This is a genomic window from Acinetobacter sp. AG3 (genome assembly GCF_022343575.1).
Classification (GTDB): domain Bacteria; phylum Pseudomonadota; class Gammaproteobacteria; order Pseudomonadales; family Moraxellaceae; genus Acinetobacter; species Acinetobacter guillouiae.
Window position 1 is genome coordinate 2,749,616 of the sequence record NZ_JAKQZD010000001.1, and the last position, 15,966, is coordinate 2,765,581.

The window sequence follows — 15,966 nt, forward strand, 5'->3', positions numbered from 1 at the left end:
CGCCCCAGTAAATGTAAATAAGAATCATTCAATATATTAAATTAAATGTATTCTTAATATTTGCTTCTACTTACTATGACGTACAAGAAATGAAAAAGTGGAACCGTTTATTCAAAATAAATTTAAATGATCTATCTTTTATTTTAACAAAATTATTATTTGTCATATTTATCAATCATTTTTAAAAACGATATATATAGTCAACCTTTCAAAAGGTCAGACACAAGAATATAATTCCTCTTAATTAATATTTTTAATTAAATCAATTGCATGGAAAAATAAATTGTTTGCAATGCCACAACTTACATTCAAAGTTTAAATAGCTTTGCGTAGGCGATGCCTCACTTTTCAGAGATGAAAAGATGACAAAAATCTTTTGTTTGGCGAGGGGTACGTCCTATACCCCCGCCAAACGGCGACATCCATGTCGCCCCACGGTAAGATCACCATCTAGGATTCAAAAGCACAAAAAATGAATTGTTAACCAACAGTTTCTAAAAGTTCATACAAAACATAAGCTTCATTTCGGATAAATGACTTGATGCAAATCACTTGTATGAATAATTAGACAGTTTGATCATATTTTATCCTAAAATTTAGGCCTAATTTAAAGCTAAACATCATGATTCAAACCAAGTGCTTAAATCATGCTGTTTATTGCAAAGTCACAACTGTGAAATATGGGGTGATTTGATAGACATTTAGCTGAGGGAATACACTGCTTAATAATTGCAATGCACTTTCGGTATGATCTAAAGGCAATACAGCATTGACCTTAATTTTTTCTAACTTTGCAGCGTTAAATATAATTTTTTCTTTGCTGTTTCGATTCAACTCATTTAGCACTTTTGACAAAGACATATTTTCAACAATCAAATGCCGTTGATTCCATTTCTGCTGTTCATTGTATAAATTAAAAGTATGTATAGGTTGTATACCATTTCGATCAAGTATGACTTCTTGCCCTGCTGTCACAATCACAGAAGATGCTTTGGTTTGATCTAACTCTTGTTTCGAGGACTGCACTTTCACTTTGGAATGTAGCATTTTAAGCCCAGTCGCGTCTGGCTGATATTGAACACTAAATGCAGTTCCCAATGCTTCAATTTGACCATGTTGGGTTTTGACAATAAAAGGACGGGCTTTGTCTTTGGCTACGTCTACAAATATTTCCCCTTGAACCAACTCCACAACACGCTGATTTGCTGAGAAGTCTAGATTAACCGCACTCTGACCACTGAGTTTAAGTTGTGAACCATCTGCTAAGGTTTGGGTTTTCCATTCTCCCGCATGATTTTTAATATCAGCGGTTAGATATGACACTGGATGATAAATAAAATAACTATAAATACCCCCTACACAACACAATATCACCGTCAAAATTCCACCATAGCGCATATTTTTTTGCTTGCGGGCACTATGCAAACCTGTTTTTAATACAGATTGGGTCATTTTCTGTTGTTGTGGATTCTGCACCAGTTTTTGAATCGAAGTAATGTATTGCTCGATATCTTGAGCAATTTTTTGGCGTTGTGGACTCTTGCTTTTCCAAGCATCAAAATCTGTTTGCGCTGTTCTTTTGAGTAAGTCATCATCGGTACTCAGCAGCACAATCCATTCCGCTGCTTCTTCGATTAATTTTTGCTTACTCTTCTCTTCTTCAATCATTTACTCAAACAAATCCTTCTCTTGTTTCAATGCGTAGCATTGCACAAGGCACGTTGCTAGATATTTTTGAATCATCTTGGTTGAAACACCAATGATTTCTGCAATTTCTTTATGGGTTAAACCTTCAAAATAATGGAGCACAAAAGCTTGTTGTGCTTTTTCAGAGACGCGTATCAAAGCCTGACAAATCTGGTCAATCGCTTGAACAACCTGAAGCTGATCTTCTGGTGAAGGAATTGTATCCAGAATATATTCCATCTGACTTAATTCATTCAGATAGGCTTGCTCTATGCGCTTACGGCGCACCTGATCAATCATTAAATTTCTGGCAATAGTCACCAGATATGCACGAGGTTCTTTTACTCCAAAAAGTTCATCACGCGTTTGCAGAATTTTAATAAACGTATCTTGTACCAAATCTGCGGCTTGCTCACTATTGCCTACTTTTTTTCTAAGCCATTGATGCAACCAAGATTGGTGATTACGGTACAATTGATCTACAAATGCAGGATTTTTGTTCACAATAGGATCAACTCTTTGATGGTCTATTAAATGATAATAATTATCATTTAAATGTCAAGGCACCCTGAGAGAAAATCCCCGTATATATGATTATTTTTTAGTTCATGTACATTCTTATGCTCTATTTGATCATTTAATATACTTAAAAATAAAGCTAAATTATCAATAGTTAATGCCCATTGAACCTCAATATCTTGGTTATCATTCAGTTTAAATTCCGATTTATTATTTATGGATATTTTTATCATAAAATAATCTACCCTTTTGCATGTTGTTTTAATGACTACAATAAGGACAAGAGGGTTTTTCTATAACCAGATGGTATGAACTTGCACCATGTTCTAAAATAAGTCCTCGAATTTGCTGTTCTAAAGCCTCATCATTAATTTGTTGCAACTGACTACACTTTTTACAATATATTCTCATATTGGTTTGACTTCCCTTGAATGAATATAATGCTTGTTCACTGCCCAGCTTAAATTTAACCAACAATCCTGCTTTAACAAGCTGTTTCAGGGTTTGATAGACACCAGCAAAAGATAACTTTTTCACTTTTAAATCTGGACTATACAAAATTTCGGCTGCTGTCAGCTCTCGTTGTGCATTTCTTAAAATATTCAGTACAGTTAATCGTGTTGTAGTTACTTTTAAATTTGCTTGCAACAGCAAGCGTTTAAGTTCTTCAGTATTTTTATAATATTCAAAGATTTCCATCCTAAGATTATCCTCATTTATGCTTTTAACCACATCCATAATTGCACACAAACCATCATTATAATAATGGTCCCTACTGCCCATGGATGAGGCACAGTCCAAATTAAAATGCCAGCAGCCACACTCATACTGGCCAAAGAAAACAGTTTTACTTTTACGGGCAAAGTTCGTTTGAGTTGCCATTGCTGTAAAATTGGGGCAATGACTTTATTATTGACAATCCACTGATGCATTCGCTGCGAACCCTTTGCAGCAAATAACGTCGCAAGAAAATAAAAATCAAACGTAGGCAAACCAGGAACCACCAAACCGATCGTCCCTAAGACGAGACATAACCCTGCCAGTGCAATACAGATCCAGCGAACCAACCATGACTTCGCCAGTCTCGGCTCCGACATAGAAATACTGGTATTTAGATTGGTCTCTGACCCTGTTTGCTTCATTGCTTGATTTCCTTTATCCATCATCAATTATTTATTTCAGTGTTTTTAATTGTGCTAAAAGTTCACCAAAACGATGAAAGCCTTGCATAGCCCCCTCAATAATCAATTGCTGTTCCTCTAAACTAAAATTTGCATCATCTAGGGTTTGCTTGAAACGCTTCCATACTAATCCACGACCCTCTGGATATGCCGCTAAGTTACGTGCAGCAAAATCAGCATTAAAGCCGAATCTAACCTGAGCCTCTTTGAGTAAAAATGCTGCGCCTAAGGTTGAACCTTCTGAAACATAAATCCACCCCAAAGATTGTGGAAAACTAATTTCATCGGTCGCAATACCCTGCTGCTGAGGCGTTAAACCTAAATCAGTTAAATCCTGTAAAGCTGCATCGGAACGCCCACGCACATCTAAATCGGGAATCAATTGTTCAACCTGTGAATCTTGATAAAGATGTTCAACATCTTTCTGAAAATAATATTGCGACAGGGTGAATTGCGCATAATTTTCTTTACTCTCAAACGCGCCTGATTGCTGCATCAAGATTTCCATACGTTCATGCTCTGCCAGTGTTTCTTGTTTCAAGCGTTGCATTAAACTACTGCTGATCACTTTTTCTGTTGATGCGTTCATAAAAACTCCTAAATAAACCCTTTCATTGTTTAATGATCCAATCAGCGATTACGACCAAGCTTAAGCTGAATGGGAAAATCCACCACGATTGCCAATGCTTCACCATTGACAATATGTGGTTTAAATTTTGCTTTTTGTGCAGCTTGTATAGCTCTTTCATCCAAACTACTCATGCCTGAGCTTTGCTTTACTCTGACATCTATCGGCTGCCCTTGTGGATTAATTTTGATGGTGAGAACCAACAAGCGCTGCTGGTTTTGCAATTCGCGATCATCGTAATTAAACTTGCCAAAGCTGAGTACATCGACCCGACTCACGGGAAGCGGTTGCTGTGGTTGAGAAGCAGAGGCAGCGTTTTGTTCTTTTTTATTGTCTTTGCCTGCTTCACCGCCTGCACGTTTGGCTATCTCATTTGACTGACCTGTAGCAGTCTGTTCAGTATTCGTAGATGATTTTGTTTCAGTGAATGTTTGCGTTGACTGACGATTTGATTCAGATTTACTTTCCGTCTGTTGATCGGTTGGTTTTTTTTCTTGTGCTTTTGTTGTCTGTTGTGTTGTTTGATCCATCTTCAACTTTTTTGACTCAGTACTGTGTATCACTTTGACCTGTTGTTGATGTTGTACCGCTGTTGCTACTGTAGATTGAGGCTGTGCTTTTGATTGCGTTGCAGCTTGCTCTGATGCCGTCTGCAGCTTTGTACTGCTTTGTTGTACAACATCGGTTTTGTTCAAGCTGATAAAACGAATTTGAATCGCATTTTCAGGTGAATGTGATTCAATACGAACATCTGTTTTTAAATAAGACAAAGACCATAACAACAATATATGACTGATCACTACCCCACAAAGCGTAGAGTATTTTTGCTTATCATTTGAAGCGAGAATTACAGCAGACATAGACTTAGATACAGCGCAAATAAATGTAGTGCATTTGCTGAGTGCAGAATAAAATCCTGTGTTTTTCCTGCCTGCTCAATCTATTGTATTGCGTTGTACTGTTCATGAATCCTTCCTGCTTCGTCTATCAGATCAATTGCCGTGAATTTAAAAAACACTGCCTTTATCTATATAGACGAATGAGAAGGCAAAAATGCCTAATGAGAAATGTAATTAAATGTAAATAAGAATGGTTTAGAGGGGATAATTTGACGATAAAACAGTGGGCTACTGAACGTATTTATTTAAATGTAAAAAATAAACTTATATAAATAATGCAGTTAAAACAACTGAACTGTATATCTAAAGAAAACAATACGAGATAAAAATAATGGGAAGAATAATTAGGGCATTTATTGTCACACCACCTAATTATTCATACAAGTGACTTCTATCAAGTCATTGATCATAAATGAAGCTTATGTTTTTGTATGAACTCTTAGAAACTGTTGGTTATCAATTCATTTTTGTGTTTTTGAATCATAGATGGTGATCCTACCGTGGGGCGACATGGATGTCGCTGTTGGGCGGGGGTACAGGACGTACCCCTCGCCCAACGGAAGATTTTTGTCATCTTTTCATCTCTGAAAAGTGAGGCATCGCCTACGCAAAGTAATTTAAACTTTGAATGTAGGCTGCGGCATTGCAAGCTTTTTTATAATCATATAGTTAGTTTCACATGTAATTGATTTAATTAAATATATCAATTCAGAAAAATTATATTCTTGGTCGGATTTTTGATAGGTTGACTATAAATGAATGCAATGGATGGCTTAGAAATATTGTAGAGGACAAATGCTTTATCCTCTACAAAACACAAGACTTAAAATTAAAAGCTTAACGCAGAGCGCTTAAGGCAGTTTACGTACAGGTAAAGCTTTGCCACGTAATTTCTCAACAGCACTGAGGATAAACACAAAAAATACTGGCACAAAAAAGATTGCAAGTATCGTCGCACTGACCATACCACCAAAAACCCCTGTACCAATCGCATGTTGAGTTTCAGAACTTGCGCCTGTAGCAATCACCAATGGAATCACACCAGCGGTAAAAGCCAAGGATGTCATCAAGATCGGTCTTAAACGAAGTTTGGCAGCCGCAACAGTGGCTTCAATCAGAGTCATTCCTTCTTCTTTTAGCATTTTGGCAAATTCAACAATCAAAATGGCATTTTTTGCAGATAATCCAATGATGGTAATTAAACCCACTTTAAAGAAAATATCATTGGGAATCCCTCGGATCCATACCGCAACCACTGCACCAATCATACCTAAAGGTACAACCAACATCACCGACAATGGAATCGACCAACTTTCATAAAGGGCAGCAAGGACGAGGAAAACCACTAACATTGACAATGCCAATAAAAAATTGGTTTGTGCTTCGGACTGTTTTTCCTCCAAGGATTGCCCTGTCCACTCATAACCAATTCCTTTTGGTAATTGCTCAATCAATCGCTCCATTTCCTTCATCACTACTCCTGAAGAAACCCCTTCTGCGCCTGCCCCTGCAATACTCAATGATGGTCGTCCATTATAGCGATTGTATTGCTGCGGAGACTGTGTCCACACAGGTGTTACAATCTCAGACAGTTTAACCAGTGCTCCAGTCTTATTAACCACATTCAAATTTAGAATATCAGTAACTTTCATCCGTGAATCGGCATCGACTTGAACAATCACTTGCTGCATTCGTCCCTGATTTGGAAAATCATTGACATACATTGAGCCCATTGAAGATGAAATGGTGTCTGTCACATCAGCAAAATTCACACCTAAAGCTTCTGCCTTATTCCGATCAATTTTTAAATCGACATTACTACCTGGCGGTAAACCCTCTGGATAAACATAAGCCAGTTTTTTACTGGTTGCTGCAAGACCTATTAACTGTGCTTGTGCCTCATTCAAAGCTTGCATTCCAAGATTACCGCGATCTTGTAAACGTAAAGTAAAGCCCGAAGTTGTTCCCATTTCTTCAATTGCAGGCGGTAAAACAGACATAATCGTACCTTCTGCACTGTCTGCCATGGCCGCATTTACAGCGTTAACTTCATCTGCAGCTGAGGTATTTCTGTCTTTAAAATCTTTTAAATTTGTAAAGGCAATGGCTGTGTTATTACCAGAACCACTAAAGCCAAACCCGAGTACAGAGACATTTTCTTTAATACTTTCTCTGCTTTTTAAATGTTCCTCAAATGATTTTACAATGGTCAATGTACGCTCTTGACTGGCATCTGCAGGCAATTGAAATGAGGTGATAAATGAGCCTTGGTCTTCTTCAGGTAAAAAAGCGGTTGGGATCGATTTAAACGCAAATAATAAGAAACCTGTCAGAACAACAAATACAATCATCACAGTAAAAATGTGTTTCAACAATTTCACTAAAATTGCTTCATACTTTTTATTGACGCGGTCAAAAAAGCGATCAAACCATGCAAAAAAGCCCTTTTTCTGATGATCGGCTTCAATCGGTTTTAACAAGGTTGCACAAAGTGCAGGAGTTAAGGTCAGTGCTAAAAATGCTGAGAATGCAATGGATACCGCCATGGTCACGGTAAATTGTCTATAAATAATCCCGACCGAACCACTGGCAAAGGCCATTGGTAAAAATACCGCCACCAGTACCAAGGTTATCCCGATGATTGGACTGGTAATTTCTTGCATTGCTTTAGAAGTGGCATCAACAGGTGATAAACCCTCCGTTGCCATGATACGTTCCACATTTTCAATCACCACAATCGCATCATCGACAATAATACCGATGGCTAAAACCATACCAAACATGGTTAAAACATTGACCGAAAAACCACTGATCAACATCACCGCAAATGTGCCTAGAAGTGCAATCGGTGCAACAATTGAAGGAATCAAGGTGTAACGAATGTTATGTAAAAATAAATACATAACAAGGAAAACCAACACCATTGCTTCCAGCAATGTCATGATTACTTTTTCAATCGAAATCTTAACAAACGGTGCAGTATCATAAGGAATCGAATATTGCATTCCCTTTGGTAAAACTTTACTGAGCTCCTCAACTTTTGCTTTGACCGCTTCAGAGGTCTTGACTGCATTCCCGCCTGGGCTCATTTGAATCGCCAAAGCGGTTGCTGGCTTTCCATTTTCTAAAATAGAAAAACTATAGGTTTGCGCCCCAAGCTCCACTCGTGCAACATCTTTCAGTGTGACTTGTGCGCCACTCTGGTTGGCACGCAAAGTAATATTTTGAAATTCTTCAACTGTACTTAACTGCCCTTCAGCCGTTAATGGCAGTGTAATCATCTGTCCTTGGACCGCAGGCAAACTCCCGACACTTCCCGGAGATATCGGCGTATTTTGTGCTTGAATGGCATTTGTGACATCTTTAATCGACAACTGATAAGACACCAGTTTGTTTGGATCTATCCAAATACGCATGGCCTTTTCAGATCCAAAGGATTGGATACGTCCTACCCCTTCAACCCGTTTTAATTCTTCAACCACATTTCGAACCAAATAATCACTTAAATCAATTTCTTTAAATTGATCATTTGGTGAGTTGATTCCGACCATCATCAGAAATCCAGAAGATGCCGCTTCAACAATCAGGCCTTGCTGTCTAACCGATTGTGGCAATCTCGGTTCGATAGACTTTAGTTTATTTTGCACATCTACCTGAGCCAACTCTGGATCAGTCCCCGGTTTAAATGTGGCGGTGATACTCGCTTGACCACTGGCATCTGAGGTGGCGCTGTAATAAAGTAAATTCTTTACTCCCGATAACTCTCTCTCAATCAAGGTGACAACACTATCATTCAAGGTTTCTGGTGTTGCTCCCGGATAGGTTGCATAGATACTAATCGAAGGTGGTGCAACTGAAGGAAAACGAGAAATCGGCAACTTTGGAATACTTAAGACACCAAACAGAATAATAAAGAGTGCAATTACCCAAGCAAAGATTGGTCGTTTAATAAAGAACTGCGATATCATAATTTTTCTCCTGTATTCGGAGAAGACTGACCTGCAGTGCTTTGATCACTGCCCTTATTTTGCGTTTGTAAAGTCCCAACACCGGTTGTGTATTGCGACTTCCACTGGGTTATTTTTAAAGGCTGTTCTGGCTGTTGAATTCGATCATGCCCCTCAACAATGACTTTTTCACCTGCTTTAATTCCACTATTCACCACATAGAAACCTTTATATAACTGTCCTAAACTCACTGGACGTGTTTCTGCAGTCTGATTTGCTTTTACAATCAACAGTTGTGCTTGACCTGAAATATCTCTTTGCACGGCTTGCTCAGGTACAAGTAAGGCATTGGGTTGTGATGCTCTGTTTAAACCAACTCTGACATACATCCCTGGCAATAATTTCCGTTGAGGATTATTTACTTCCACACGGATAGTCACGTCACCGGTATTGGGATCCACGCTGGTATCTGAGAATAAAATCTTTCCTGTGACTGGATACAATTTACCCTGACTATTGGATATGCTAACCTCAGCACCACCACGTTGTAATAACGAACCATCATTCAAACGATCTTGCAATTGCTCATATTCAGAAATTGATTGTTTAACATCCACATAGACTTTATCTAACTGATGCACCAAAGCCATTGGATTGGTATCGCTGGTACTGACCAATGCACCTTCGGTTACCAGCAACTTACCAATTTGACCTGAAATCGGGGCGCGTACAGTCGCATAGCGTAAGTTTAAATTTTGTCGTGCCAATGCTGCCTTGGTTTGAGCAACTTCGGCCAAAGCCTGTTGATAAGCAGCTTCCGTATTATTAAATTCCTGTTTACTAATGGCATTGGAAGGAAGCAGTTGTCGATATCGCTCCTGTTGCGTTTTTAAACGCACCACTTCGGCCTGTGCTTTTGCCAATAAAGCCTGATTACTATTGACATCGGCTTGAAGAATTTCCGAATTAATCTTAAATAAGGGTTGTCCAGCCTTAACTTCACTGCCTTGGGTAAACAGCACCTTTTCAATAATTCCGCCAACTTGTGGGCGAATTTCTGAAATTCGATAGGCTTGTACACGTGCAGGTAAGTTTTCAATCAAATGAATATCTTGCTGTTGAACGGTATAAATACTGACTTTGGCTGGTGCAGCCTGCTGTGCTTGTTCTGCTTCAGCATTTCCTGAGCGATTACATCCAGTTAACGCACTCCCACTTAAAACAACCAATAAAATAATAAAAAAATAAGGCTTAGGCATCATCTGCACCCAGAGTTCTAGATATGACGATTATTGGCAATATTTGTGTACTTAGCGTCACTAAAGTGTGGAGATTGTGTGGATATAACCACTAAAAATAAATTATGATGGTGCTGTATCCATTTTAAAGTATCCAGCGATGGGCAATATTTCTTTTGCGTCTGATCCAGCCAGTAAACAAATTTTAGTCGTTGAAGATGATTATGATATCGGTGATATTGTGGAGCATTATCTGAAAAAAAATGGCTTCAATGTGCTTAGAGCACTTAATGGACAGCAAGCCATCGAAATACATGCGCAACAACAGATTGATCTGGTGATTCTTGACGTGAAATTGCCGATCTTAAATGGTTGGGAAGTTTTAAATCATATTCGTCAATCCAAACAAACGCCTGTGATTATGCTGACCGCATTAGATCAAGAGGTGGATAAAGTCACAGCACTTAGAATCGGCGCTGATGACTTTGTGGTAAAACCATTTAATCCAAATGAAATTATTGCCAGAGTTGAGGCAGTATTGAGAAGAAGTGCAATGTCATCTCAGGCGAAAGCCCAAATCATTAGCTTTAAATCAATTGAAATTAATACAGAAACACTTTGTGTATACATTATCAAAGAACATTCGAAAGCACTGTTAAACCTTACCTTAACGGAATTTAAGATTCTTGCGTTGATGTCGCAAGCGCCCTACAAGGTTTTTACCCGATCAGAATTAATGAACCATTGCTTGCCTGATGGTGATGCCTTAGAGCGTACTGTAGACAGTCACATCAGTAAATTACGTAAAAAACTGGAAGATCATCATCAAACTGACTTACTGATCAATGTCCGTGGTGTTGGCTATCGTTTAAGGCAAAATGATGAAAAATAATATCGGAATTAGCCGCCAGCTGATTATCACCATGGCCAAAGTGAGCTTATTGACCACTTGTTTTTCCTTGATTTTTGGCTATTTAACTTATTTTGTCGCCATTGAGTTTAAATTGGTCTCACTTGAACAATTAAATTCCGAAGACTGGTCATTTAATTTTGTTGATCTCACTTGGATTTTATTGGTGACTTTATTCGGTTCACTAACTTCTGTTTATTTAGGATTAAAATTAGCGCAACGCTTTATCGCCCCGCTAAATTCTTTAGCCATTGCAGCAAGAGAAATTAGTTTGGACAATCTTTCCGTAAGAGCACAATTGGACAATCCCTCTTCTGTCGCTGAAATCACAAAGATGATCAATGACTTTAATCGTATGGCAGAAAAACTAGAAATCTCAGTCAACAATGCATCTATTTGGAATGCCGCAATTGCACATGAATTAAGAACACCTGTGACTATCTTACAAGGTCGCTTACAAGGCGTGCTTGACGATATATTCACCCCAGATAAAGCCCTATTAAAAAACTTGCTCAATCAAGTTGAGCAACTGTCATTTTTAATCGAAGATCTAAGAACCCTAAGTCTTGCGGATAATCAACAACTTCGACTTAACCTAGAGTCAGTTTGTCTATCTGACGTCATTACACAATCTGTAAATTTACTTCAAGACCGTTTTGATCAAGCAAAATTAATCATCGAAACCGATCTATCAGATCAAGCCTGCTTTTTTGACCGACAACGGCTTGAACAGATTTTAATTGCGTTATTTGAAAATGAAATTCGTTATGCACAGGCAGGGATTTTACGGATTAGCACCCAAAAAAAATCAGAAGGTTTGGTTTTAACCATTGAAGATCAAGGACCCGGTATCGCAGATCAGCATATTCCCTTTATATTTGATGCGTTTTATCGACTTGAAGAATCCAGAGGCAAAAAGAATGGTGGCAGTGGTTTAGGTCTATCTGTTGTCAATGCAATTATGATCGCACATGAAGGTCGGATTGAATATTCCAAGTCACAAGCTTTAGGAGGAAGTTGTTTTAGTATTTTATTTAAGCCCGACGATTTAAATTTAAATAAAATATGAGATCAACATCCAAGTATAAAATTGACTTCATTGAAACAAGCATTCAACTCATCTGTTTTAAATTGATAGCTATCAACAACTATAGACAGATAACATAGCGGCCTGAAGCTGATCAAAGCGCTATCCAAGCACATTTCTATGGCTATTGGTCTATGCTTATTGGGACCAATTTGATTTTAACCTAACGTAATTTTCTTTAAACGGTAATCCAATGTTGCTCGACTAATTCCAAGCATACGGGCAGCTTCTGAGACATTCTGCTGGCTTTTATCCATTGCGCTACGAATAATATTTTGTTCAAGTTGATCTAAAGAGAAGTTCTCGCTAAATAAATCTTCTACATTGATCACCGGTTGTGCCGTTTCACTCACTGCTTCTAAATCTTTATGTTGAGGAAACAAACTGTCCAATTTAATTTCCTGTTGATGATCGGTCAGTAAGGTGGCTCTTTCCAACAAGTTTTCCAGCTCACGAATATTGCCAGGCCAATCATATTTCATCATAAAGTTTTTTGCTTTATCACTAAGCCCTTTTAGAGTTTTGTTATACATATTTTCAAAACGTGCCAAAAAGTGATTAATCAGCAAGGGAATATCTTCTCTTCGCTCACGTAACGGCGGAATAATCACAGGAAAAATATTTAAGCGATAATATAAATCTGCACGGAATTTTCCATCTTTAACGGCCTGCTCTAAATCCTCATTGGTCGCAGCAACAAGTCTGACATCGACTTGGCGGGTGCGACTATCTCCTACCCGTTCAAATTCACCTTCTTGCAGCATTCGTAATAACGCAGCTTGTGCACGCGGTGAAAGCTCAACCACTTCATCTAGAAAAATTGTTCCGCCATGAGCACGTTCAAATTTTCCCATTCGAGATTGAACCGCACCAGTAAATGCGCCTTTTTCCACCCCAAACAGTTCTGACTCAATCAGATCAGGAGGAATACAGGCACAATTCACTGCCACAAATGGTTGCGCTTGGCGCTGACTGCCATTATGAATACCACGTGCAAATGCTTCTTTGCCAACGCCTGTTTCACCTTGTAATAAAACTGCGACTTTACTCCCTGCTGCTTTTTTAAGTAGATCACAGACTTTGCGATAGGCGACCGACTCGCCTACCGCATTAAACATGGTGTAATCACTTTCAGCATCAGTATAGATATTTTTCTTTAATTGATTGAGTTCCGCCTGTAAGGCAATGATTTCATCCGAGACAGCATCGGGTGACATAAAGCGAATCAACTCATCGGCATTTTCCCATTCACTCAACGGCTTTCCAATGATTCGACAATGCTCATCACCCTGAGCAACGCAATGTGTCTCTTGATAGATAATGGTCTGCCCCATGACAAAGCTGCTATAGCCACAGGCATAGCCCAATAACATCCAACAAGCAGGTTGATCTGAAGCACCAAATTCACTTAAATGCACCTCTGCCTCAAATGAATTAAGCCAATTAAAGTCAGCATAAAACTGTTTTAAATCATGACTTAAATGCAGCTCATTGACGTCAACCTGTACCATGCCACGGATGCCATGCATTTGCGGTCCAGCCATAAAAGCTTCTGCTTCATTTAAATTTGGTCGTAGTTTTGAGGTTACTTCTGCATCGCGCATGCCAGCTTGGTAACCACAACGAATAAAAAAGCGTTTAGTGCGTTCAAGCCCCAGCATTTGATAGAGATCTTTTCTTAAAAAGCCCAGAATACTGGTATGCATTAATAACATCCGATTTTCATCAAACCAGATTTGTCCGTGTTGAGCATCAAAAACGATTTTATCGAGTAAATCTTGAATATCTTTGTTCTGTTCCAGTATTTTTTTATATACCTTCACATCTTTGGCTGGGGGCATGATATATCCATCCTTGGCTATATGTCTTTGTGAATGCAATCTTGATATTACCTAATTCTGACCCAAAAGCTTCACTACCTTTTCTTATATTTTCATACCTTTAAGGTATATTGTTCTTATTTTAATCGATATCAAGTCGTTATTGGTTTTTATAAACATTAACTCGACCTTCCCCCATCAAAATCACTGTTTCATCTTTTGATGAAATCAGCATCTCTTTAGGTTCATTATTTGATGAAAATAATGCTGTCGTACTTCATATCCTCATGAGCAAAAAATAATAAATAATTGAATTTTAATTAAATTTTAAAGTTGGCACGACTTTTGGAATATCTAGAGCAAACCTAGCACATGAGCATGAAGCTCTACATCGAAATTGTTTTGATGTTGATAAAAGGATAAGCACATGATTGACGCTAAACAGCCTACCGCATTGGTCAAATATATCCGTATTACTGGTGAGCGGAATGCCAAATTTGTCGAGTTCGATTTTGCCATTCAAGATCCTACGCTTTTTGTTGAACTGATTCTCCCCCAACAGGCTTTCCAGCATTTTTGTGAAATTAATCATGTCATTGAAATGACCGCAGAACAACAAGCTTGGAACGATGCGCAGGAAGATAAATGGCGTTATGGCATTGAACCGACTGTTTTAAATCATGCTCGCCAACATTCTGATCAAGAAGATCAGGCTTAATTCTACAAGGAGAAGCTAATGACTTTAGAAATTAAAACATCCAATTTGCAACCGATTCGTCAGACTTATGCGTATATCGAACGCCGTTTTGGAGCCAAGCCCGCAACACGCTACCAAGAAGTCAGCTTTGATATTCAAGCTTCGACAAACTTTCACTATCGCCCCTTGTGGAAGCCAGACAAAACCTTAAATGATAAAACCCATACGGCTTTGCAAATGCAAGATTGGTATGCATTTAAAGACCCTCGCCAATTTTATTACGGTGCTTATGTGCAACATCGTGCACGTCTGCAAGATACCGCTGAAAGTCATTATGCTTTTTTTGAAAAACGTCAGTTGGTCAATAATCTCAGTGATGAAGTGAAACAAAAAATCATCCAGTGTTTATTACCTTTTCGCTATGTCGAACAAACGGCCAACTTACATATGATGTCAGGCAGTGCCTATGGTTATGGCACTGTCATCACCCAAGCATGTATTTTTGCAGCAATGGATCGTCTCGGTATGGCGCAATACATTTCACGTATTGGCTTAATCCTCGATGGCAATACAGGTGAATCATTACAGCAAGCCAAACACGCTTGGCTAAATGATGAAACTTGGCAACCCTTACGTAAACTTTGTGAACAAAGCCTAACCGAACAAGACTGGTTCAAACTTTACATTCTGCAAAATCTGTTGATTGACAGCATGTTACAAGAGCTGGTTTTTGCACAGCTGGATGAATGGCTGGTTGAAAATGGCGGGCGTGATATTGCCATTCTTACTGAATTTATGAAGGACTGTTTAACTGATTTAGCGAAGTGGTCAGACAGTGTTTTAAAAACTGCTATTTCAGAATCTGAAGACAATAAAACCCTGATTCAATCATGGATCACGGAATTACTACCACAAGTTAAGCAAGCATTTAGTGCTTGGGCACAAACTGCACTGACGGATTCTGGGATTGATTCAGGTCTAAATAAGATCTCTGAACGTAGCAAAAAAGCCGGCAACATTTTACTCGATTTAGCAGCATAAGGATTTGCCATCATGACCTCTAAAGTTTATTTAGCATTGCAAGACAATGACACCTCACGCTACATCATTGAAGCGATTGAACAGGACAATCCTGAAGCAACAATTCAATATCTTCCCGCGATGATCCGGGTCGAAAGCACTGGCGAGCTGGTGGTACGTGCAGAAACAGTATCAGAAAAACTTGGGCAAAACTGGGATATCCAAGAACTACAACTCAACATGATTACCTTGGGTGGCAATGTTGATGAAGATGATGACAGTTTTACCTTGAAGTGGAACTAAGCCGCACTTCCCCTAGATTTAAAGCATAAAT

Annotated in this window: 14 protein-coding genes; 5 read left to right on the forward strand and 9 right to left on the reverse strand. The window is 38.7% G+C overall.

Going from position 1 to position 15,966, the window contains the following annotated elements:
• Window positions 1-654: 654 nt before the first annotated feature.
• The 8 genes from L3V46_RS12895 to L3V46_RS12930 form a co-directional block, all read right to left on the reverse strand.
• A complete protein-coding gene (locus tag L3V46_RS12895) occupies window positions 655-1,668 on the reverse strand; it encodes a FecR domain-containing protein (RefSeq protein ID WP_239045900.1) in 1,014 nt (337 codons plus the stop codon).
• Window positions 1,669-2,190 carry a sigma-70 family RNA polymerase sigma factor gene (locus tag L3V46_RS12900; protein WP_239045901.1) on the reverse strand — a complete coding sequence of 174 codons (522 nt, stop codon included), beginning with the start codon at window positions 2,188-2,190 and terminating at the stop codon, window positions 1,669-1,671.
• A gap of 276 nt (window positions 2,191-2,466) precedes the next feature.
• Entirely contained in the window at window positions 2,467-2,904 is a 438-nt protein-coding gene (locus L3V46_RS12905) for a transcriptional repressor (protein WP_004820653.1), read from the reverse strand.
• Between the two features lie 17 nt (window positions 2,905-2,921).
• Complete coding sequence (locus L3V46_RS12910) at window positions 2,922-3,347, reverse strand: YbaN family protein (RefSeq protein WP_239045902.1); 426 nt, start codon at window positions 3,345-3,347, stop codon at window positions 2,922-2,924.
• Between the two features lie 31 nt (window positions 3,348-3,378).
• Complete coding sequence (locus tag L3V46_RS12915) at window positions 3,379-3,975, reverse strand: biliverdin-producing heme oxygenase (RefSeq protein ID WP_239045903.1); 597 nt, start codon at window positions 3,973-3,975, stop codon at window positions 3,379-3,381.
• Between the two features lie 41 nt (window positions 3,976-4,016).
• Entirely contained in the window at window positions 4,017-4,874 is an 858-nt protein-coding gene (locus tag L3V46_RS12920; RefSeq protein WP_239045904.1) for an energy transducer TonB, read from the reverse strand.
• Between the two features lie 890 nt (window positions 4,875-5,764).
• Window positions 5,765-8,881, reverse strand: a complete 3,117-nt coding sequence (locus L3V46_RS12925; protein WP_096733836.1) for an efflux RND transporter permease subunit — start codon at window positions 8,879-8,881, stop codon at window positions 5,765-5,767.
• A complete protein-coding gene (locus L3V46_RS12930; RefSeq protein WP_081407388.1) occupies window positions 8,878-10,122 on the reverse strand; it encodes an efflux RND transporter periplasmic adaptor subunit in 1,245 nt (414 codons plus the stop codon). The genes L3V46_RS12925 and L3V46_RS12930 overlap by 4 nt, the downstream gene beginning before the upstream one ends.
• A gap of 136 nt (window positions 10,123-10,258) precedes the next feature.
• Between L3V46_RS12930 and adeR the strand changes: the two genes are divergently transcribed.
• Both adeR and adeS read left to right on the forward strand, forming a co-directional pair.
• On the forward strand, window positions 10,259-10,990 hold the full coding sequence (adeR, locus tag L3V46_RS12935; RefSeq protein ID WP_004721351.1) for an efflux system response regulator transcription factor AdeR: 732 nt from the start codon (window positions 10,259-10,261) through the stop codon (window positions 10,988-10,990).
• Window positions 10,980-12,077 (forward strand): two-component sensor histidine kinase AdeS, encoded by a 1,098-nt coding sequence (gene adeS / locus L3V46_RS12940; protein WP_239045905.1) that lies wholly within the window; start codon window positions 10,980-10,982, stop codon window positions 12,075-12,077. Before adeR ends, adeS begins: the two co-directional genes overlap by 11 nt.
• 176 nt (window positions 12,078-12,253) lie before the next feature.
• On the opposite strand, the gene mobR is transcribed toward adeS, so the two are convergent.
• Window positions 12,254-13,936 (reverse strand): phenol degradation transcriptional regulator MobR, encoded by a 1,683-nt coding sequence (gene mobR, locus L3V46_RS12945; protein WP_239045906.1) that lies wholly within the window; start codon window positions 13,934-13,936, stop codon window positions 12,254-12,256.
• A gap of 406 nt (window positions 13,937-14,342) precedes the next feature.
• Between mobR and L3V46_RS12950 the strand changes: the two genes are divergently transcribed.
• From L3V46_RS12950 to L3V46_RS12960, 3 genes are read left to right on the forward strand one after another with little or no spacing between them, the layout of a single operon-like run.
• Window positions 14,343-14,633 (forward strand): phenol hydroxylase subunit, encoded by a 291-nt coding sequence (locus L3V46_RS12950; RefSeq protein WP_056512494.1) that lies wholly within the window; start codon window positions 14,343-14,345, stop codon window positions 14,631-14,633.
• An 18-nt stretch (window positions 14,634-14,651) separates the two neighbouring features.
• Window positions 14,652-15,653, forward strand: a complete 1,002-nt coding sequence (locus L3V46_RS12955) for an aromatic/alkene monooxygenase hydroxylase subunit beta (protein WP_239045907.1) — start codon at window positions 14,652-14,654, stop codon at window positions 15,651-15,653.
• A gap of 12 nt (window positions 15,654-15,665) precedes the next feature.
• Window positions 15,666-15,935, forward strand: coding sequence for an MmoB/DmpM family protein (locus L3V46_RS12960; protein WP_004721361.1), 270 nt, complete (start codon window positions 15,666-15,668; stop codon window positions 15,933-15,935).
• Window positions 15,936-15,966: the final 31 nt, after the last annotated feature.

Bases quoted from the DNA above. Each gene is read 5' to 3' on its own strand.
- adeS (WP_239045905.1), top strand. From the start codon at position 10,980: ATGAAAAATAATATCGGAATTAGCCGCCAGCTGATTATCACCATGGCC.
- L3V46_RS12895 (WP_239045900.1), bottom strand. From the start codon at position 1,668: ATGATTGAAGAAGAGAAGAGTAAGCAAAAATTAATCGAAGAAGCAGCG.
- L3V46_RS12960 (WP_004721361.1), top strand. From the start codon at position 15,666: ATGACCTCTAAAGTTTATTTAGCATTGCAAGACAATGACACCTCACGC.
- adeR (WP_004721351.1), top strand. From the start codon at position 10,259: ATGGGCAATATTTCTTTTGCGTCTGATCCAGCCAGTAAACAAATTTTA.
- L3V46_RS12950 (WP_056512494.1), top strand. From the start codon at position 14,343: ATGATTGACGCTAAACAGCCTACCGCATTGGTCAAATATATCCGTATT.
- L3V46_RS12930 (WP_081407388.1), bottom strand. From the start codon at position 10,122: ATGATGCCTAAGCCTTATTTTTTTATTATTTTATTGGTTGTTTTAAGT.
- mobR (WP_239045906.1), bottom strand. From the start codon at position 13,936: ATGCCCCCAGCCAAAGATGTGAAGGTATATAAAAAAATACTGGAACAG.
- L3V46_RS12925 (WP_096733836.1), bottom strand. From the start codon at position 8,881: ATGATATCGCAGTTCTTTATTAAACGACCAATCTTTGCTTGGGTAATT.
- L3V46_RS12915 (WP_239045903.1), bottom strand. From the start codon at position 3,975: ATGAACGCATCAACAGAAAAAGTGATCAGCAGTAGTTTAATGCAACGC.
- L3V46_RS12905 (WP_004820653.1), bottom strand. From the start codon at position 2,904: ATGGAAATCTTTGAATATTATAAAAATACTGAAGAACTTAAACGCTTG.
- L3V46_RS12910 (WP_239045902.1), bottom strand. From the start codon at position 3,347: ATGAAGCAAACAGGGTCAGAGACCAATCTAAATACCAGTATTTCTATG.
- L3V46_RS12920 (WP_239045904.1), bottom strand. From the start codon at position 4,874: ATGTCTGCTGTAATTCTCGCTTCAAATGATAAGCAAAAATACTCTACG.
- L3V46_RS12955 (WP_239045907.1), top strand. From the start codon at position 14,652: ATGACTTTAGAAATTAAAACATCCAATTTGCAACCGATTCGTCAGACT.